This window comes from Streptomyces sp. NPDC054975, assembly GCF_053609105.1.
In genome coordinates this window covers 22,744-41,924 of record NZ_JBSGWV010000043.1, presented here as the reverse complement: position 1 = coordinate 41,924, position 19,181 = coordinate 22,744, and the positions used below count along the sequence as shown (strand labels likewise).

Here is a 19,181-nt window from a genome sequence, read left to right as displayed (position 1 = left end):
CCGCACCGGGACGGGCCCGCGGACAGGCCTCAGCGGGCCGTCCGCAGCCCGTCGAAGGCGAGGTGGACGACGGTGTCGGCGAGCTGCTCCCGGTCGCCATGGGCGCCCGGCAGGGGCCGGTACCACTCCACCAGTGAGTTGATCATGCCGAAGAGCAGCCGGGTGGCGAGCTTTATGTCCACGTCGGCCCGCAGGTCCCCGTCGGCCACCGCCGCCTTCAGCAGATCGGCCACCTTGTGGTCGAACTCCCGGCGCCGCTCCATGGCCCAGCGCTCGGTGTCGGTGTTGCCCCGGACCCGCAGCAGCAGCGTCACGTACGGCAGCTCGGCGATCAGCACCTCGACGGTGCGCCGGGTGACGTACTCGACCCGCTCGATGGCACGCCCGCGCCCGGCGCCCGGCTCGTCGAGGATCCCGAAGAGCCCGTCGAGCGCGCGGCTGACGGCCCTGCGCAGCAGTTCCTCCTTGCCCGCGACATGGTGGTAGATCGAGGACTTGGAGATCCCCGCGGCCTTGGAGAGGTGCTCCATGGACGTGCCGTCGTAGCCCCGCTCGTTGAAGACGCCCACGGCGACGGAGAGCAGGGACTCGGGGGTGTAGGTGTCCCGCTTCGGGGTCGTCATGCCGAGGCCTCCTCACCGGCCGCGTCGCGGTCGCGCCGGTCCGCCGCGTCCGCGTCCCGGTCGCGCCGGTCGGCCGCGTCCGCGTCCCGGTCGCGCCGGTCGGCCGCCGCCTGCTCCGCGGCGGCGCGGCGGCGCAGGGCCTGCGAGGGGGCGTAGCGGCCCGTCGGGTACTCCTCGTGGAGGTTGGACAGCGTCTCCAGGACCCAGCCCGCGCCCAGCTCCTCGGCCCAGGCGAGGGGGCCGCGCGGGTAGTTCACGCCGAGCCGCATCGCGGTGTCGATGTCGTCGGCGTCCGCCACCGCGCGCGTGGCGGCGTCGTACGCGAAGTCGGCGAGCATCGCGACCGTACGGGCGACGATCATGCCGGGGACGTCGCGGATGACGCTGACCTTCTTGCCCGCGGCCTGGAACAGGCCGATCGCCTCCTGGAGAGAGACGTCCTCCACCGTCGCCGCGGGCGCCAGGACGATCCGCTCGCAGGTGGCGAAGTCCAGCGCCAGGTCGATGTGGATGACCGGCATCTCGGCGTCGTCGGCGGCGGTTCCGTCGGCGAGGAAGAGCCGGGTCCCGCTGGGCAGCTCGATCCAGCCCGGGTAGCCGGGTACGGCGTCGTCGGCGCGCTCGACGGCGATCCCGGACTCCTCGAAGAGCCCCACCAGCGCCCGCGCCTGGTAAAGGTCTCCCTGGAGGGTGACCGAGGCCGGCGCCTCGGCGGGCGGCGCCGTGTGCGGCTCGGGGGCCGTCGCGCCGTCCCCGTACGGGAACCATCCGTGCCCCGACTTGCGGCCGAGCCGCGCCGACTCGACCAGGCGCCGCTGGGCGAGCGAGGGGGTGAACTTGGGGTCCTGGAAGAAGGAGTCCCAGACGGACCGGGTGACGGCCTCGTTGACGTCCTGACCGATGAGGTCGGTCAGCTCGAACGGGCCCATGCGGAAGCCGCCGCTCTCGCGCAGGGCCGCGTCGATGGTGGCGGGGTCGGCCGCGCCCTCCTCGTACACCCGCAGCGCCTCCGCGTAGAAGGGCCGAGCGATGCGGTTGACGATGAATCCGGGGGTGTCGGCGCAGCGCACCGGCGTCTTGCCCCAGCTCTTCGCGGTCTCGTACGCGCGCGTGGCGGCCGAGGCGTCGGTGGCGAAGCCGCTGACGACCTCGACGAGCGGCAGCAGCGGCGCCGGGTTGAAGAAGTGCAGTCCGACGAACCGGCCGGGCAGTCGCAGCCCTCCCGCGATCGCGGTGACGGAGAGGGAGGAGGTGTTGGTGGCGAGGAGGGTGTCGTCGCCGACGATCTTCTCGAGGTCGGCGAACAGCTGCTGCTTGACCGGGAGGTGCTCGACGATCGCCTCGACGACCAGGGCCGCGTCGGCCAGCTCCGTCAGCTCGGCCGCGGCGTGCAGCCGGGCCACGGCGGCGTCGCGTCCTGCCGCGTCGAGGCGCCCCTTCTCGACCAGCCGGTCCAGTCGGGCGGCGAGGGCGGTCACGGCCTCCTCGGCCCGGCCGGGGGCGCTGTCGTAGAGCCGTACGGGATGCCCGGCGACCAGGGCGACCTGTGCGATCCCCTGGCCCATGGTCCCCGTGCCGACGACGGCGACGGTACGGCTCCGGTCGAGGGCTTCGGCACCCAGATCCGGGGCCGTGGCCGGGGCGGCGTCCGGCGCGGAGTCGCTCACATTGGCGGTCATACGACTGATCCTCCCCGATGGGTTGTCCACAGCTTCGACAGACCCCCTTGTCCCGACCGATCGTTCGGTTACTCTAACTCTGTCCGCTCGTCCCTGCCCACCCGTCTTCCGCGACCACCCGTCGTGGAAGCTCCGCGCAGGCGTCACACGCGCCGAACCGATCTAGCTCGACGAGGAGTTGGTCCCGCCATGGCCGCCGCTCAGCTGACCACCGACGCTCTGGCCGAGAAGCACCGGTCCACACTCGACCAAGCACTCGACACGATCCGCACCCGTGCCTACTGGTCCCCGCACCCCGAGCACCCCAAGGCCTACGGTGAGAACGGCTCGCTGGACGCCGCCGCGGGCCTCGAGGCGTACAAGGCCCTGCTGAACACCCGCTTCGAGCTGGACCAGCCCGGCACGGACGGCTGGACCGGCGAGGAGACCTCGCCGTACGGCCCGGCGCTCGGCATCGAGTACCCGCACGCCGACATCGACGTCCTGCTGCCCGCGATGCGCGCCGGCATGGCCGCCTGGCGCGACGCCGGCGCCGAGGCCCGGGCCCTGGTCTGCCTGGAGATCCTCGCCCGCATCTCCGCCCGCACCCACGAGTTCGCGCACGCCGTCATGCACACCAGCGGCCAGGCGTTCATGATGGCGTTCCAGGCCGGCGGCCCGCACGCCCAGGACCGCGGCCTGGAGGCCGTGGCCTACGCGTACGCGGAGCAGACCCGCACCCCCGGCGGCGCCGACTGGTCCAAGCCGCAGGGCAAGCGGGAACCCTTGGAGCTGACCAAGGCGTTCACCCCTGTCGCCCGCGGCATCGCGCTCGTCATCGGCTGCAACACCTTCCCCACGTGGAACGGGTACCCGGGCCTCTTCGCCTCTCTCGCCACGGGCAACCCCGTCCTGGTCAAGCCGCACCCGCGCGCCGTCCTCCCGCTGGCGCTCACCGTCCGCGTCGCCCGGGAGGTCCTCGCCGAGGCCGGTTTCGACCCGAACCTGATCGCGCTGGCCGTCGAGCGGCCCGGTGAGGGCATCGCCAAGACCCTGGCCGTCCGCCCGGAGATCCGGATCATCGACTACACCGGCTCGACCGCCTTCGGCGACTGGCTGGAGGCCAACGCCCGCCAGGCGCAGGTGTACACGGAGAAGGCCGGCGTCAACACGGTGGTCGTCGACTCCACCGACGACTACAAGGGAATGCTCTCCAACCTGGCGTTCTCCCTGTCGCTGTACAGCGGCCAGATGTGCACCACCCCGCAGAACCTGCTGATTCCCCGCGACGGCATCAGCACCGACGCGGGCCCCAAGTCGTACGACGAGGTCGTCGCCGACCTCGCTGCGGCCGTCGGCGGTCTCCTCGGCGACGACGCCCGGGCGAACGCCCTGCTCGGCGCCCTGGTCAACCCGGACGTGAAGGCGCGCCTGGAGGCCGCCGCCGGTCTCGGCGAGGTGGCGCTGGCCTCCCGCGAGGTGGCGAACCCGGACTTCCCGGACGCCGTCGTCCGTACGCCGGTCATCGTCAAGCTGGACGCCTCGAAGCCGGACCCGGAGGCGGCCTACTTCTCCGAGTGCTTCGGCCCGGTCTCCTTCGCCGTCTCCGTCGACTCGACGGCCGACGCGCTGGAGCTGCTGCGGCGCACGGTCCGTGAGAAGGGCGCGATGACGGTCGGGGCGTACACGACGTCGCCCGAGACCGAGCGCGCGGTCGAGGAGGTCTGCCTGGAGGAGTCGGCCCAGCTCTCGCTGAACCTGACGGGCGGGGTGTACGTCAACCAGACGGCGGCGTTCTCCGACTTCCACGGCTCCGGCGGAAACCCGGCGGCGAACGCGGCCCTGTGCGACGGAGCGTTCGTCGCCAACCGCTTCCGTGTGGTGGAGGTCCGCCGCCAGGCGTGACGTACGGCGATCCACGGCCCTCGCGGGGGCCCTCCGGGGCCTTCGCGAGGCCGCTCCGGCTCACTCGCCCGGGGTGGTCTCCGAGATCTCGGCGTACCGCTGCACCCACGCGTGCATCGCGATCGCCGCGGCGGCGCCCGCGTTGATCGAACGGGTCGAGCCGAACTGGGCGATCGAGCAGACCATCTCCGCGTGGTTCCGGGCCTCCTCGGTGAGGCCCGGACCCTCCTGGCCGAAGAGCAGCACGCAGCGGCGCGGCAGGACCGTCCGCTCCAGCGGGACGGCGCCCGGCAGATTGTCGATGCCGATGATCGGCACGCCCTCGGCCGCCGCCCACGCCGTCAGCGACTCGGTGTCCGGGTGGTGGCGCACGTGCTGGTAGCGGTCGGTGACCATCGCCCCGCGCCGGTTCCAGCGGCGCCGCCCGACGATGTGGATCTCCTTCGCCAGGAAGGCGTTGGCGGTCCGCACCACCGATCCGATGTTGAAGTCGTGGCCCCAGTTCTCGACCGCGACATGGAAGTCGTGCCGCCGGGTGTCCAGGTCGGCGACGATCGCCTCGCGCGTCCAGTACCGGTACCGGTCGACGACGTTGCGCCGGTCCCCGTCGGCCAGCAGCTCCCGGTCGTAGAGCTCACCGTCCGGCCAGGGCAGCGGATGCGGCCCCACGCCGACCTCGGGGGCGTACCCGTCGTCGTACTGGATCGGCTCGGACTGTTCAGCGGTGCTCACCCCACGAGGGTACGGGGGGCGGCCTCCTCATCCGTACGGCGCTGGTCGGGCACCGCGCCACGCGGCCGGGACAGCAGCCGGTCCTTGCCGCGCCCCACCCGTGCGCCCAGCCACACCAGGAACGCCGTCGGTAGGAAGACCGCGTCCGCGGAGATCATCGCCAGCGAGAAGAGGGGGAGCCCGAGGAGCACGGCGATGCCGGCGTGCTCCAGCATCATCGCGACCAGCAGGACGTTCTTGACCTTCCGGTTGAACAGAGCGAAGGGGAAGGCGACCTGGATCAGCACGGTGCCGTAGGTCAGCAGCATCACCATCACGCCGCTGGAGCCCAGCAGGTCGGACAGGACGGGCCAGGGCGAGAAGTAGTCCAGCTGGAGCGGGTAGTAGAGCGCGGTCCCGTCCTGCCAGCGCGAACCCTGGATCTTGTACCAGCCGGCCGTCGCGTAGATCAGACAGACCTCGGCCATGATCACGACGAGGGCGGCGTTGTGCGTGAGGTTGGCGAGGACGTCGAGGAGGGTGCGCGGCTCGCCCGGCGCGTAGCGGCACACCAGCCACCACAGCGCCTGTCCGAGCCACAGCACCCACAGCAGCACCAGCAGCCAGGCCGAGCCGTTGGTGTCGGAGAAGTACGTGGCGGCGAGCAGGAGGCCGCCGAGCACCGTCCACAGCAGCGGCCCGACGACGTCCCGGCGGGGTGCGCCCGCGCGCTCGGCCTCGCGGGCGGCCCGGCGGGCGTCCAGGGACCAGACCTGACCGCAGCGGGTCAGGACGAGGTAGACCGCTGCGAGATGGATGACGTTGTCGCCGCCGTCACCCACGAAGACGGAGCGATTCTGCAGGGACAGCACGCCGACCATGAAGACCACCGACATGGCACGCGTGCGCCAGCCGAGCAGCAGAAGGAGGGCGGAGAGCACGGCGAGCGCGTAGACGGTCTCGAACCAGAGCGCGCTGTCCGACCACATCATCACCGTGAACGCGTCGTTCTGGGCGATCAGCTGCCGGCCCATCCCCCACGCCCAGGGGCCGTCGGGGCCGTAGAGCTCGTGCCGGTGGGGCAGCTCGCGCAGCAGGAAGAGGAGCCAGGTGAGCGAGAAGCCGATTCGGACGATCGCGGTCTGGTACGGGCCGAGGGCCGAGGCGGTGACCCGCTGGACGCCCCGCGCGAGCCGCCGCTCGAACGGCTCGGGACGCGCGGAGGCGGCGGCGTTCCCGGGCTCCAGGGGTGTGGATGATCGGTTCACCGGCCCGCCTCCGTGCGGTCGTCGCGTGCCCCACCCGGCAGATCGGCGGCGCTCACCTTCCACCACGGAAGCTCCCGGTGGACGGGGTCCGTGTTCGTCTTCTCGGTGCTCCACGGCGGGGCGGGAACGACACGCGTGCTGGAGCGCAGCTGGATCCGCTCCACCTTGCCGGCGATCTTCTCACCGTCGAGCGTCACGCTGTCGAGACGCAGCATGACGAGCCGGCGGACGTACTCCTCGGAGAGCCTCCCGCGCAGACCGTTCGGCCGGTGGTCGTCGGTGTGGGTGTTCACGTAGAAGTCCCACGCCCGACGGAGCTGGTTCTGCTCGGCGTGGCTGGGCACGAGGCTGCCCCGGATCGCCTCCGCGTCCTGCGCGGTCAGGTCGATCCAGGCGGTGGTGCGCGGGGTGCCGCCGACGCCCGCGACCTCGGCGCGGACCTGGACCGAGACGTTCTGCTGGAGCGGGTTGGGGGCGAAGAGCTTCCAGTTCTGCTCGAACTCGGGGTAGACCCACTCGTCCACCGCCGCGCCGTGCTGCTTGGTCAGCGTGTTCGACGGCGCGACATGCAGGAACACCATCGCGAGGTGGACGCAGGTGAAGACCGCGACAGCGGCGAGGGCGACCGCCGCGGCGACCTGGTACGGAAGCGAGAGAGAGGCGATACCGACGCCCTGGCCGCGGCGGTCCTGCGGCGTCGGCCCGGGCGGTGGCTGCTCCTCGTGTGCGTCCGCCTCGACGTGTGCTTCCATCCCGCCCCGATCCCGATCCGTCCACCCTCGGTTATCCACAGGGTTGACACCATACGGGCCGCCGACCGACCATTGAAGTCATTCAACCGAACGATCGGTCGGTAGGGAGTCCGATGACCGCAGGGACGGCAGCGACCGCAGTGACCGCGGACGCACAGAAGACGCAGGCGGCCGCGCAGAGTGCGCCGGACGCTGCCACGGCTGCGGCCGAGGCAGCGGCGCAGGCGGCCTACGAGGCGGTGTTCGACGCCGCCGTCGCCGCCGACGAGCGCATCGAACCTCGCGACTGGATGCCGGACGCCTACCGCGCATCCCTCGTCCGCCAGATGGCCCAGCACGCCCACTCCGAAATCATCGGCATGCAGCCCGAGGCCAACTGGATCACCCGCGCGCCCTCGCTGCGCCGCAAGGCGATCCTCATGGCCAAGGTCCAGGACGAGGCGGGCCACGGGCTGTATCTGTACAGCGCGGCGGAAACCCTCGGCACCAGCCGCGACGAGCTCCTCGACAAGCTCCACTCCGGCCGCCAGAAGTACTCCTCGATCTTCAACTACCCCACGCTGACCTGGGCCGACGTCGGCGCCATCGGCTGGCTCGTCGACGGCGCGGCCATCACCAACCAGGTCCCGCTCTGCCGCTGCTCGTACGGCCCGTACGCCCGCGCGATGGTCCGCATCTGCAAGGAGGAGTCCTTCCACCAGCGGCAGGGGTACGAAGCCCTCCTCGCCCTCTCCCGGGGCACCGAGGCCCAGCACGCCATGGCCCAGGACGCGGTGAACCGCTGGTGGTGGCCCTCGCTGATGATGTTCGGCCCGCCCGACGACGAGTCGGCGCACTCCGCGCAGTCCATGGCCTGGAAGATCAAGCGGCACTCCAACGACGAGCTGCGCCAGCGGTTCGTGGACATCGCCGTCCCCCAGGCCGAGGCCCTCGGACTCACCCTCCCGGACCCGGACCTGCGGTGGAACGAGGAGCGCGGGCACTACGACTTCGGCCCCATCGACTGGGCCGAGTTCCAGGACGTCCTGAAGGGCAACGGCCCCTGCAACGAGCAGCGGCTCGACCGGCGCCGCCGGGCCCACGAAGACGGAGCCTGGGTCAGAGAAGCAGCGGCGGCATACGCCGGCAAGCACGGGGAGGCACGGGCATGACCACCGACGGATGGCCCCTGTGGGAGGTGTTCGTGCGCTCGCGCCGCGGACTGTCCCACACCCACGCCGGAAGCCTGCACGCGCCGGACGCCGAAATGGCGCTGCGCAACGCCCGCGACCTGTACACCCGCCGCAGCGAAGGCGTCTCGATCTGGGTGGTGCCCTCCACCGCGATCACCGCCTCCTCGCCCGACGAGAAGGACCCGTTCTTCGAGCCGTCGGCCGACAAGCCCTACCGCCACCCGACCTTCTACGAGATCCCCGAGGGGGTGAAGCACCTGTGAGCGGGACCATCGACACCACCGACACCGCTGGGATCGCCGAAGCCGCCCTGGCCCTCGGCGACGACGCCCTCGTGCTCTCCCACCGCCTGGGGGAGTGGGCCGGCGACGCCCCCGTCCTGGAGGAGGAGGTCGCCCTCGCGAACATCGCGCTCGACCTGCTCGGCCAGGCCCGCGTCCTGCTCTCCCTCGTCGGTGACGAGGACGAACTGGCCTACCTCCGCGAGGAACGCGCCTTCCGCAACACCCAGCTCGTCGAACAGCCCAACGGCGACTTCGCCCACACCATCGCCCGCCAGCTCTACTTCTCCACCTACCAGCGGCTCCTCTACGGCCGGCTGGCGGCCGGGAACGGCCCCCTGAGCGGGCTCGCGGCGAAGGCCGTCAAGGAAGTCGCGTACCACCAGGACCACGCCGAGCACTGGACCCTCCGCCTCGGCGACGGCACCCCCGAGAGCCACGACCGCATGCAGCGCGCCTGCGACGCCCTTTGGCGCTACACCGGCGAGCTGTTCCAGCCCGTCGCCGGTCTCGACGTGGACCACGAGGCCCTGCGGGCCGCCTGGCTGGAGTCCGTCACCGCCGTCCTCACGCAGGCCACCCTCACCGTCCCGAGCGGCCCCCACACCGGCGGCTGGCGCGCGGGAGCCGGCCGGCAGGGCCTGCACACCGAGCCCTTCGGACGGATGCTCGCCGAGATGCAGCATCTGCACCGCAGCCACCCGGGGGCGACATGGTGACCACCGTGACCGACCTGACCGACCGGGAGACCACCGACCTGGAGCGGGAGCTGAGCCGGATCGCCGGCGCCGTCCCCGACCCCGAGCTGCCCGTCCTCACCCTCGGAGAACTCGGCGTCCTGCGCGGCGTCCAGATCCTCGGCCCCGGCCGCGTCGAGGTCGAGCTGACCCCGACCTACACCGGATGCCCCGCCATCGAGGCGATGTCGTCCGACATCGAGCACGCCCTGCACGAACACGGCGTCCCCGAGGTCTCCGTCGTCACCGTCCTCACCCCCGCCTGGTCCACCGACGACATCAGCGACGAAGGACGGCGCAAGCTCGCCGAATTCGGCATCGCCCCGCCCCGCCCCCAAGGCCCGGCCGGCGGCCCCGTCCCCCTCACCCTGGCGATCCGCTGCCCGCACTGCGGCTCCACCGAGACCGAGCTGCTCAGCCGCTTCTCCTCCACCGCGTGCAAGGCGCTGCGCCGCTGCACGGCCTGCCGCGAACCGTTCGACCACTTCAAGGAGTTGTAGATGGTGTCCCAAGGCGCCGGACGGGCCGGGTTCCACCCTCTGCGGGTGAGTGCGGTCGAGCAGCTCACGGACGACTCCGTCGCCGTCACCTTCGCCGTACCGCCCGAGCTGCGCGACGCCTACCGCCACACCCCCGGCCAGCACCTCGCCCTGCGCCGCACCGCCCGGGACGGCGAGGAGATCCGCCGCACGTACTCGATCTGCACGCCCGCGGCCCCCATCGGCGAAGACCCGGTCCTGCGCGTCGGCATCCGGCTCGTCGACGGCGGAGAGTTCTCCACCTACGCCCTGAAGGAACTGGCCGTCGGCGACACCGTCGAGGTCATGGAGCCCAAGGGCCGCTTCACCCTCACGCCCCGCCCCGGCTACTTCGCCGCCGTCGTCGGCGGCAGCGGGATCACCCCGGTCCTGTCGATGGCGGCCACGCTCCTCGCCCAGGAACCGGACGCCCGGTTCTGCCTCGTCCGGAGCGACCGCACCGCCTCCTCCACGATGTTCCTGGACGAGGTCGCCGACCTCAAGGACCGCTTCCCCGACCGCTTCCAGCTCGTCACCGTCCTCTCCCGCGAGGAACAGCAGGCAGGCCTCCCCTCCGGACGCCTCGACCAGGAGCGGCTGACCGAACTGCTCCCCGCGCTGCTGCCCGTCGACGACATCGACGGCTGGTTCCTGTGCGGCCCCTTCGGCCTCGTCACCGCCACCGAACGCACCCTGCGCGGACTCGGCGTCGACCGCTCCCGGATCCACCAGGAGATCTTCCACGTCGACGACGGATCGGCACCGGCCCCGGCCTCCACCACCGCCGCGCCCGTCCACGCCACGCTGACGGCCACCCTGCACGGCCGCTCCGGCAACTGGCCCGTACAGGAAGGCGAGACGCTCCTCGAAACGGTGCTCCGCGCCCGCGCCGACGCCCCCTACGCCTGCAAGGGCGGCGTATGCGGCACCTGCCGCGCCTTCCTCGTCGGCGGCGAGGTGCGCATGGACAGGAACTTCGCGCTGGAACCGGAGGAGACCGAAGCCGGATACGTCCTGGCCTGCCAGTCCCACCCGGCCACCTCCGAAGTGGAGCTGGACTTCGACCGCTGAACGTCCCTGACCGTCCCCCGCACCCATTCCCTTCCACTAGAACCTGTTCTATCTTGACGATCCGTCAGACAGGCAACGGGAGGGCATGGCCGTGGACTTCACCTTCACCGAGGAACAGCAGGCGGCCGTCGAGGCGGCCAAAGCGGTCTTCTCCGGCGTCACCCCCGACGCCGTACCGAGCCCCGCGCTCACCCCCGGAGCCGTCGCCGACGACTTCGACCGCCCGCTCTGGTCCCGCCTCGCCGGCGCCGACCTGCTCAGCCTCGTCCTCGCCCCCGAACACGGCGGCGCCGGACTCGACACCATCGCCCTCTGCCTCGTCCTGCGCGAATCCGCCCGCGTCCTCGCCCGCGTCCCCCTCCTGGAGACCAGCGCGGTCGCCATGACCGTCGAACGCTACGCCGACCCGCGCACCGCGGCAGAACTCCTCCCCCGCGTCGGCCGCGGCGAACTCGTCCTCACCGCCGCCTCCAACGGGCACACCGGCCACGACCCCGCCGAACTCGCCGTCACCGCCCACCTCGACGGCACCCACTGGATCCTCGACGGCCTGCAGAGCGCCGTCCCCTGGGCCCACGGAGCGGACAGGATCGCCGTCCCCGCCCACACCGCCGAAGGACAGACCGTCCTCGCCCTGGTCCCCCGCACCCAGCCCGGCCTCACCCTGGCCGCGCAGTTCTCCACCAGCGGCGAACTCCTCGCCGAACTACACCTGGACTCCGTACGCCTCGACACCGCCGACGTCATCGACACCGACGGCGCCTGGGACTGGCTCCGCGGCGTCCTCGCCACCGGCACCTGTGCCCTCGCCCTCGGGCTCGGCGAGAACGTCCTCGCCATGACGAGCCAATACACCGGCAAACGCGAACAGTTCGGCCACCCCGTGGCCACCTTCCAGGCCGTCGCCGTCCAGGCCGCCGACCGCTACATCGACCTGCGCGCCATGGAGGTCACCCTCTGGCAGGCCGCCTGGCGCATCAGCACCGGAGCAGGCGGCCCCCTCCCGCCCGCCGCGGACATCGCGGTCGCCAAGATCTGGGCCTCGGAAGGCGTACGCCGCGTGGTGCAGACCGCCCAGCACCTCCACGGCGGCTTCGGCGCCGACACCGACTACCCGCTGCACCGCTACCACGCCTGGGCCAAACAGCTCGAACTCGCCCTCGGCCCGGCCGCCGCGCACGAAGAAGCCCTGGGCGACCTGCTGGCCGCCCACCCCCTCGGCTGATCAGCCCCAGGACCGAGCCCCGGGCCGGAAACGGATCAGGCCACGAAGCCCGGGGATCCGGCCTCCGTCACCACCGGCCGACCGGCCTCGTCCCAGGCGATCATGCCGCCGTCGACGTTCACCGCGTCGATCCCCTGCTGCACCAGATACTGCGTGACCTGCGCCGACCGGCCACCCACCCGGCACATCACATACGCCCGACGCCCGTCGGCCACCGCCTCGGTCACTTCACCGAAGCGCGCCACGAAGTCGCTCATCGGCACATGCAGCGCACCCTCGGCGTGCCCGGCCGCCCACTCGTCGTCCTCACGGACGTCCAGCACCAGGGCGTCGGCCGGCACGGAAGCCACGTCCACCGAGGGGAGCGGGGCGAAGTTCATGGGACAGGCCTTCTCTCGTACGAACGGCTCGAAGGGATCGAGCCTTGTGGAAACCTACTGCACCGGCCGCGCCAGCGCGGCCAGCTCGCCCTCCCGCTCGGAGACCTGCGCGAGCAGCTGCTCGGCGATCTCCTCAAGGAGCTGATCGGGGTCGTCGGGCGCCATCTTCAGCATCGCGCCGATCGCGCTCTCCTCCAGCTCCCGCGCGACAAGGGTCAGCAGCTCCTTGCGCTGCGACAGCCACTCCAGCCGCGCGTACAGCTCCTCGCTCTCGCTGAGCCGCTCCGCCTCGGTCACCGGACCGGCCGCCCACTCGGCGGACAGCTCGCGCAGCAACGCCACGTCACCTCGGGCGTAGGCGGCGTTCACCCGGGTGATGAACTCCTCGCGCCGCTTGCGCTCGTCCTCCTCGCGCGCCAGGTCCGGGTGAGCCTGCCGGGCCAGCTCGCGATACAGCTTCCGGGCCTCCTCACCGGGCCGGACCCGCTTGGGCGGCTGCACGGGCTGCTCGGTCAGCATCGCCGCGGCCTCGGGGGAGAGCCCCTCGGAGTCGATCCAGTCGTGGAAGAGCTCCTCGACGCCGGGCATCGGCATGACGACCGCCCGCGCCTCCTGCGCCCGCCGCAGATCTTCGGGGTCTCCAGTCCGGGCCGCCCGCGCCTCGGCGATCTGCGCGTCCAGTTCGTCGAGCCGCGCATACATCGGCCCGAGCTTCTGGTGGTGCAGCCGGGAGAAGTTGTCGACCTCGACGCGGAAGGTCTCCACGGCGATCTCGAACTCGATCAGCGCCTGCTCGGCCACCCGCACGGCCTTCTCCAGCCGAGCCTCAGGCCGCTCGTCCTGGTCCACGCCCACGTCCTCGCTCCGGTCGGTCACCCCACCAGCCTACGGTCCCTCGGGGGGGGCCTCCCCCCTCCCTCCCCCCTCCCCCACCCCCGATGCCCCACCCCCGTGGCCCGTCGCCCGGGTCTACCCGTCGCCCGGGCAGGCCGGCGTCCCGCCCGCCCGACGTCCCGCCCGCCCGGCGTCCCGGCCTCCGGGCAGGCCGGCCTCCGGACAGACCGGCGCCCGAGCAGGTCGACCCGTCACTGGGCCGCCGTCACCGAGCCGTCACACTCCGAGTTCGGCCGCTATCCGACCGTCGCGTATCGCCGTCACCAGGTCGGTGTGGTCCGCCGTGGTGCGGTCGGCGTAGGCGACGGCGAAGGACGCGATGGCCTCGTCGAGCTCCTCGCTCTTGCCGCAGTAGCCCGATATGAGGCGCGGGTCGGCGCTGTGGGCGTGGGCGCGGGCCAGCAGCGCGCCGGTCATGCGGCCGTAGTCGTCGAGCTGGTCGGGAGTGAGCGCGGCCGGGTCGACGCTGCCCTTGCGGTTACGGAACTGGCGCACCTGGAACGGTCGTCCTTGGACCGTGGTCCAGCCCAGCAGGATGTCGCTGACGACCTGCATCCGCTTCTGCCCGAGGACCACGCGCCGGCCTTCGTGCCCCGCGTCCGGGACGGTGAAGCCGACGGCCGGCAGGTGCGGGAGCAGGGCGGAGGCACGCGCCTCCTTCACCTGGAGGACGAGCGCTTCGCCGCGGTGGTCGAGCAGCAGCACCACGTACGAGCGGGTCCCGACGCTGCCGGTGCCGACGACGCGGAAGGCGACGTCGTGGACGGCGTACCGCGCGAGCAGCGGCAGCCGGTCCTCCGAGACGGTGTGCAGGTAGGAGCCGAGCGCTGCGGCGACCGCGGCCGCCTCCTCGTCGGGGACCCGGCGCAGGACGGGCGGCGCGTCCACGAACCGGCGGCCTCCGCCGTCGGCGTCGGTCACGGACTCGGTGGATCTGGCGGCGAAGCGTGCGCTGGTGTTGTTGCGGGCCTTGGCCGAGACGCGTTCGAGGGTGCCGAGCAGGTCGCGGGCGTCGGTGTGGGAGACGAGCTCCTCGTCGGCGATGGCGTTCCAGGCGTCGAGGGCGGGGAGCTTGGCCAGCAGGCGCATGGTCCGCCGGTAGGCGCCGACGGCGTCGAAAGCGGCGGCGCGGCAGGTGTCCTCGTCGGCGCCTGTCTCCCGTCCGGCGAGCACCAGGGAGGTGGCCAGTCGCTTGAGGTCCCATTCCCAGGGGCCGACGACGGTCTCGTCGAAGTCGTTGAGGTCGATGACGAGACCTCCGCGGGCGTCTCCGTAGAGGCCGAAGTTGGCGGCGTGCGCGTCGCCGCAGATCTGGGCGGCGACGCCGGTGACCGGGGAGCCTGTGAGGTCGTGGGCCATGAGTCCGGCGGAGCCGCGGAGGAACGCGAAGGGGCTCGCGGCCATGCGTCCGACGCGTATGGGGGCGAGCTCCGGAACGCGGTCGCGGCTGGAGTCCTCGACGGCGCGGAGGGCGTCGGGCCGGTCCGCGGCGAGGGCGAGGGTGTCGTGGGTGGCGCGCGGGACGCGCGTGCGCAGGTGCTTGCCCTGTTTCTTCGGGGAGTTGGTGACCCCCGCTGCGGCTCGCCGGGCGAATCCGGGCACGTGTGGAACGCGCCCGCCGTCCGTGTCTCGCTGTCCCGGTACCGCTGACCGGATCTCGCCCATGAGACGCCCTCCCCCGACTTCGTGCTGTCCTGTGCTGTTCAACATCAACGGGGATGACGGTACCGCCGGGTTCGACGGCCCGTCTTCCCCTGTGGACAACGGCCTGTGGACAACGCTCAGACCGCGACGGCCTCCTCCATTTCCTGCTCCCGTTCCTGCTCCATTCCGCGCTCACGTTCCTGCTCGGCCTCGGCCTCGGGCTCCGCTGCGGGGCGGCGGCGTGCCTCGGCGAGGCCCGCGCACACCGTGATAGCCACGCCGGCGAGCAGCCAGAGCACGAGGACCAGGAGGTGTCCGCCCAGGGCGTTGCCGTCGAAGTAGACGTGGCTGCGGACGCCTTCGACGAATCCGGCGCCGTTCCAGAAGGCGTGCAGGGCGCCGAAGAAGCCGGGCTGCAGCTCGGGTCGGTAGATCCCGCCGGAGCTGGTGAAGTTGAGCATGACGAAGAGGACCATCACGCCGAGGGTGGTCCAGCGGCGCAGGAAGGTGTGGAGTCCGACGCCGATCAGCAGGATGCCGGCCGAGTACAGCCAGGACATCGCCCAGAGTCCGCCGAGTCCTTGGTCGACGAGGTGGAAGAGGGGTCCGGCGAAGGCAGCGCCGACGACGCTCACGACGAGGGACATTCCGGCGGCGAGCAGGGCGCGGACGCGCAGGGGCAGGACGGCGCCCGCGCCGCCGATGACGGCGACGGACGCGTACGAACCGATGCTGAGCGCGACCAGGAGGAAGAAGACGCCCTGTCCGGTGGGGTCGCCGTCCGAGACGGGGGCCACGTCGGTGACCTTCAGGGGTGCGTCCTGTCCGGCGGCGACCTGGGTGAAGACCTTCTCGACGGCCATGGCGCTGGTGTCGGAGGAGGCCGAGGCGATGAGCAGTTCGGGGCGGGTGCCGGGGAGGTAGGCGCCGTAGGAGGTCTGCCGGCGCAGGGCGGCGACGGCGGTCGCCCGGTCGGGGACGGTACGGACGTCGAGGGCGCCGTCGCCCTTGTCGTGGAGGGTCTGGGCGAGGACCTGGGCGGGTGGCCCGGAGCCGACGACGTCGACGCGCAGGTCGTGGGGGTGGGGGGCGTGGAACGCGCCGAGGTAGGCGAGCCCCATGCCGACGCACATCAGCAGCGGGGTGAGCAGATGTCCGAGCACATGGCGCAGCGCACCTGTCGACGCCGTTCCCGCGGATGCGGAGGGGAGTCCTGCGGACACCGAGCACCTCCATGGTTGGTTTTTACAACTGAATACGCTTGTACCATACACCTAGAATTGGAGGTTGTACTCTGCAACTGAACCCACAGAACCGGTGAACGACCCCCGGAGCGCACCATGACCGACGGCGACGGCCCGCGCGAGGCCTCCGTCGACACCATCCAGCGGGAGCTGACGGCCTTCGCCCGGCGCGCCCGCGCCACGGCCGCCCGGCTCCATCCGGACCTGCCGCTCGTGTCGTACACCCTGCTCGCCCACATCGACGACCAGCAGGGCTGCCGGGCCACGGACCTCGCCGCCCACTACCTGCTGGACAAGTCGACGGTCAGCCGTCAGATCGGCAGCCTGGAGAAGCTCGGCCTGGTGGAACGCCGAGCGGACCCGGAGGACCACCGGGTCCAGGTCCTGCATCCCACCGCGGCGGGCAGCCGCGTGCTCGCGGCCACTCAGGCGAGCCGTCATGCCGCCTACCAGGAGCGTCTGAAGGACTGGTCGGCCGAGGACCTCGCCCGCTTCGCCTCGTACCTGCTCCGCTACAACGCCGCGGGCACCGCGGTCCTCCCCACCACCGGCCCCAGCGCCCTTGGCGCCTCGAGTGCCCCGAGCGACCCGAGCGACCGGCGCGCCTCGACGACCGAGGCCTAGAGCCCGGCGTCCCGTGCCAGCAGCGCCGCCTGCACCCGGTTCTCACAGCCCAGCTTCGCCAGGATCCGGCTGACGTACGTCTTCACCGTGGCCTCGCTCATGTGCAGGCGGCGCCCCGCGTCCGCGTTGGACAACCCCTCGCCGAGAAGGGCGAGGACCTCACGCTCCTTCTCGCTCAACGCCGCGACCCGCCCCCGGGCCTGCTCCGCGCGGGCCACCTCACGGCCCGAGGCCAGCTGTTCCACGACGTGACGGGTGGCGGCGGGCGAGAGATACGCGTCTCCCGCCGCCGCGGCCCGTACCGCGCGGATCAGCTCGGCCGGTGCCGTGTCCTTGAGCAGGAACCCGGCGCCCCCGTGCTCCAGGGCCCGCAGCACGTTCTCCCGCTCGCCGAACGTCGTCAGCACGATCACCCTCGTCGAGGGCGCCACGCGGCGCAGTTCCGGCAGCGCGGACAGTCCGTCGAGCACTGGCATCTGGATGTCGAGCAACACGACGTCGGCGACGTGCGCGCGCACGTGCTCGACGGCCTCCCTGCCGTTCGCCGCCTCCGCGACCACCTCGATGGCCTCGTCCGAGGTGAGGATCATCCGGATCCCGGCCCTGATCAGCGGCTCGTCATCGGCGATCACGACCCTGATGCGCTGCCCTGCCACAGCTACTCCCCAACGGCTACCGGTTCGGGCGGGTCAGCACTAGCGCGTGACCTCGTACGACTTCTTTTCGATCAGCTTGCCGTCCTTGAAGCAGAACCGGAAAACCGGCTCGGACTCCATGTCGCTCCCCATCTCGGAGGACATCAGTACCAGGCACTTCGATCCTTCGGGCTCCTTGGGGCCCTTGCCGTGCAGTCCGGTGGTGGCGATGGTGTCGCCGGACGGCAGCCGGTCGCGTACCTCCTGCTCGGGGGCGCCGACCGTGACGGCGTCGTACTCGGCCGGTTCGATCATGCCCTTCTCCACGGATCCGACCAGGAAGTAGATGCCGAAGCCGCCCGCCACCAGCAGCAGCACCAGAGCCGCGAACGCTATCCCGCATCCCAGCGCGACCCCGCCGCCCGTGTTCCTGCCCCCGCGCATCGCCATCGCCAGCTCCCGTTCCGTGACCGTCCAGTCGGCCTGTCCGACCGCGACCCCACCACGGTGGCCGACCAGGGGCTTCGTCGACTGCTGCCGGAAGTCGTCGGCCGCATCGACCAAAGGCGCTGCCTCCACCACCCCGTAGGGCAGCATCCCGGCGACCCGGAACCCCCCGCCGTCCACCGGCCCCGCGTGGACGATGCCTCCGACGAGCCGGGCCCGCTCGTGCAGCCCGGTCAGCCCCTGTCCCCCGCTGACCACCCCCTCCGGGGCTTTCTCGGCCGCCTCGTTGACGATCTCCACGACCAGGGAGTCCGGCTCGTAGCGCACTTCGACGTCGATGAGCGCGCCCGGCGCGTGCTTGTAGGCGTTGGTCAGCGCCTCCTGGACGATCCGGTACGCGGCGTGGTCGGCGGCCGGCGGCAGGGGCCGGTGCTCCCCGCGCCGCCGCAGCTCCACCCGGTTCCCCGCGGCCCGCGACGCGTGGACGAGCCCCTCGATACCGGCGGTTCCCCGCGCCGCCCGTCCCGACCCGTCGCCCGCCCCCGCCGGCAGGGCCGCCGCCGTCTCCGGCCCGGCGTGGACGCCGTCGCGCAGGATGCCGACGACCTCGCGCAGCTCGTGCATCGCGGTCACCGACGCGTTGCGCAGCACCCCCACGGCCTCCCGCTGGCGGTCGGTCAGCTCCCGGTCGACCTCCAGGGCGCCGGTGTGGACGGCGATCAGCGCGAGCTGGTGCCCGAGGCTGTCGTGCATGTCCTGGGCGATCCGCTGCCGTTCGAGAAGCCGGGCCTGCCCGACCACCATCGCGCGCTCGCGCAGCAGCTGGGCGTTGCCCTCCTGCAGGGCGTGGAGCAGGGTCCTGCGCTGCGTCCAGTACCGGTTGGCGAGGCCGGGCGCCAGGGTCGTCGCCAGGAAGTAGAGCGTCGACATGAAGACGATGGTCAGCGTCCGGTGCAGGTCCCAGATCTCGACCAGGCTCGCCGAGACGTTCAACACGTACGCGACGGTGTAGGCGATCAGCGCCCGTCCGGCCCCGGCGATGTACCGGCCGGACGACCAGCCGACGAGTATCAGCAGGACGAGGAAGCCGGGCACGACCGGTGCGCAGCCTCCCGTGACGATGAGCACAGCCACGGGCAGCCGGCGGCGCAGCAGCGACAGCGCGGCGGCCGCCAGGCCCACCACCGCGAGCCGCCACCCCTCGCCGCCCAGCAGTTCGTCGGTGCCTGCGGCGAGCAGCCCCATCACGACGGCGAGCACCGCCTCGCCGGCGGTCCTGCGCCGCGACCACATCCCGGGTGCCGCGAACCAGTCCCACGCGGCGCCGATCCCTGCCCTGATCTTCGAAGTCGCGTCCACGCTCGCACCTTAGGCAGCGGCGCACCTCACCCG

The 19,181-nt window shown here is 72.1% G+C and carries 19 protein-coding genes; 8 read left to right on the top strand and 11 right to left on the bottom strand.

The genetic code is table 11. The features are described 5' to 3' along the window. Nucleotides 1–29 precede the first annotated feature (29 nt). Nucleotides 30–623, bottom strand: coding sequence for a TetR/AcrR family transcriptional regulator (locus ACWF79_RS27840; protein WP_453730903.1), 594 nt, complete (start codon nucleotides 621–623; stop codon nucleotides 30–32). Then, complete coding sequence (locus tag ACWF79_RS27835; protein WP_453730902.1) at nucleotides 620–2,302, bottom strand: 3-hydroxyacyl-CoA dehydrogenase; 1,683 nt, start codon at nucleotides 2,300–2,302, stop codon at nucleotides 620–622. Before ACWF79_RS27835 ends, ACWF79_RS27840 begins: the two co-directional genes overlap by 4 nt. A 189-nt stretch (nucleotides 2,303–2,491) precedes the next feature. Here ACWF79_RS27835 and paaN point away from each other — a divergent pair, with 189 nt between their 5' ends. Further along, nucleotides 2,492–4,186 carry a phenylacetic acid degradation protein PaaN gene (gene paaN, locus ACWF79_RS27830; protein WP_453730901.1) on the top strand — a complete coding sequence of 565 codons (1,695 nt, stop codon included), beginning with the start codon at nucleotides 2,492–2,494 and terminating at the stop codon, nucleotides 4,184–4,186. 60 nt (nucleotides 4,187–4,246) lie between these two features. Here paaN and ACWF79_RS27825 read toward each other — a convergent pair whose 3' ends face one another. From ACWF79_RS27825 to ACWF79_RS27815, 3 genes are read right to left on the bottom strand one after another with little or no spacing between them, the layout of a single operon-like run. Further along, entirely contained in the window at nucleotides 4,247–4,918 is a 672-nt protein-coding gene (locus ACWF79_RS27825; protein WP_453730900.1) for a TrmH family RNA methyltransferase, read from the bottom strand. Continuing rightward, the gene (locus ACWF79_RS27820; RefSeq protein WP_453730899.1) at nucleotides 4,915–6,165 is read right to left on the bottom strand and encodes an HTTM domain-containing protein; all 1,251 of its coding nucleotides are present in this window, start codon (nucleotides 6,163–6,165) and stop codon (nucleotides 4,915–4,917) included. Before ACWF79_RS27820 ends, ACWF79_RS27825 begins: the two co-directional genes overlap by 4 nt. Beyond that, nucleotides 6,162–6,917: a DUF5819 family protein gene (locus ACWF79_RS27815; protein WP_453730898.1), complete on the bottom strand. Its 756-nt coding sequence runs from the start codon at nucleotides 6,915–6,917 to the stop codon at nucleotides 6,162–6,164. The genes ACWF79_RS27820 and ACWF79_RS27815 overlap by 4 nt, the downstream gene beginning before the upstream one ends. Before the next feature lie 113 nt (nucleotides 6,918–7,030). Between ACWF79_RS27815 and paaA the strand changes: the two genes are divergently transcribed. The 6 genes from paaA (at nucleotide 7,031) to ACWF79_RS27785 (ending at nucleotide 11,921) form a co-directional block, all read left to right on the top strand. Then, nucleotides 7,031–8,068, top strand: coding sequence for a 1,2-phenylacetyl-CoA epoxidase subunit PaaA (gene paaA, locus ACWF79_RS27810; RefSeq protein WP_453730897.1), 1,038 nt, complete (start codon nucleotides 7,031–7,033; stop codon nucleotides 8,066–8,068). Further along, nucleotides 8,065–8,352 carry a 1,2-phenylacetyl-CoA epoxidase subunit PaaB gene (gene paaB, locus ACWF79_RS27805; RefSeq protein ID WP_362005482.1) on the top strand — a complete coding sequence of 96 codons (288 nt, stop codon included), beginning with the start codon at nucleotides 8,065–8,067 and terminating at the stop codon, nucleotides 8,350–8,352. The genes paaA and paaB overlap by 4 nt, the downstream gene beginning before the upstream one ends. Beyond that, a complete protein-coding gene (paaC, locus tag ACWF79_RS27800; protein WP_453730896.1) occupies nucleotides 8,349–9,089 on the top strand; it encodes a 1,2-phenylacetyl-CoA epoxidase subunit PaaC in 741 nt (246 codons plus the stop codon). Before paaB ends, paaC begins: the two co-directional genes overlap by 4 nt. Then, nucleotides 9,083–9,607: a 1,2-phenylacetyl-CoA epoxidase subunit PaaD gene (gene paaD, locus ACWF79_RS27795; protein WP_453730895.1), complete on the top strand. Its 525-nt coding sequence runs from the start codon at nucleotides 9,083–9,085 to the stop codon at nucleotides 9,605–9,607. The genes paaC and paaD overlap by 7 nt, the downstream gene beginning before the upstream one ends. Further along, nucleotides 9,608–10,696, top strand: coding sequence for a 2Fe-2S iron-sulfur cluster-binding protein (locus ACWF79_RS27790; RefSeq protein WP_453730894.1), 1,089 nt, complete (start codon nucleotides 9,608–9,610; stop codon nucleotides 10,694–10,696). Between the two features lie 91 nt (nucleotides 10,697–10,787). Beyond that, complete coding sequence (locus ACWF79_RS27785) at nucleotides 10,788–11,921, top strand: acyl-CoA dehydrogenase family protein (protein ID WP_453730913.1); 1,134 nt, start codon at nucleotides 10,788–10,790, stop codon at nucleotides 11,919–11,921. A 35-nt stretch (nucleotides 11,922–11,956) separates the two neighbouring features. Here ACWF79_RS27785 and ACWF79_RS27780 read toward each other — a convergent pair whose 3' ends face one another. From ACWF79_RS27780 to ACWF79_RS27765, 4 genes are all read right to left on the bottom strand, one after another. Continuing rightward, the gene (locus ACWF79_RS27780) at nucleotides 11,957–12,301 is read right to left on the bottom strand and encodes a rhodanese-like domain-containing protein (RefSeq protein ID WP_453730893.1); all 345 of its coding nucleotides are present in this window, start codon (nucleotides 12,299–12,301) and stop codon (nucleotides 11,957–11,959) included. Between the two features lie 54 nt (nucleotides 12,302–12,355). Then, entirely contained in the window at nucleotides 12,356–13,177 is an 822-nt protein-coding gene (locus tag ACWF79_RS27775; RefSeq protein WP_453730892.1) for a hypothetical protein, read from the bottom strand. 234 nt (nucleotides 13,178–13,411) lie between these two features. Beyond that, nucleotides 13,412–14,860 carry a DUF2252 domain-containing protein gene (locus ACWF79_RS27770; RefSeq protein WP_453730891.1) on the bottom strand — a complete coding sequence of 483 codons (1,449 nt, stop codon included), beginning with the start codon at nucleotides 14,858–14,860 and terminating at the stop codon, nucleotides 13,412–13,414. Nucleotides 14,861–14,976: 116 nt separating this feature from the next. Then, the gene (locus ACWF79_RS27765; RefSeq protein WP_453730890.1) at nucleotides 14,977–16,062 is read right to left on the bottom strand and encodes a hypothetical protein; all 1,086 of its coding nucleotides are present in this window, start codon (nucleotides 16,060–16,062) and stop codon (nucleotides 14,977–14,979) included. A 117-nt stretch (nucleotides 16,063–16,179) separates the two neighbouring features. On the opposite strand from ACWF79_RS27765, the gene ACWF79_RS27760 reads away from it, so the two are divergent. Then, nucleotides 16,180–16,707 (top strand): MarR family winged helix-turn-helix transcriptional regulator, encoded by a 528-nt coding sequence (locus ACWF79_RS27760; RefSeq protein WP_453730889.1) that lies wholly within the window; start codon nucleotides 16,180–16,182, stop codon nucleotides 16,705–16,707. Here the strand turns inward: ACWF79_RS27760 and ACWF79_RS27755 are convergent. Beyond that, entirely contained in the window at nucleotides 16,704–17,363 is a 660-nt protein-coding gene (locus ACWF79_RS27755) for a response regulator (RefSeq protein ID WP_453730888.1), read from the bottom strand. The genes ACWF79_RS27760 and ACWF79_RS27755 overlap by 4 nt on opposite strands. Before the next feature lie 39 nt (nucleotides 17,364–17,402). Beyond that, entirely contained in the window at nucleotides 17,403–19,082 is a 1,680-nt protein-coding gene (locus ACWF79_RS27750) for a sensor histidine kinase (RefSeq protein WP_453730912.1), read from the bottom strand. Nucleotides 19,083–19,181 lie beyond the last annotated feature (99 nt).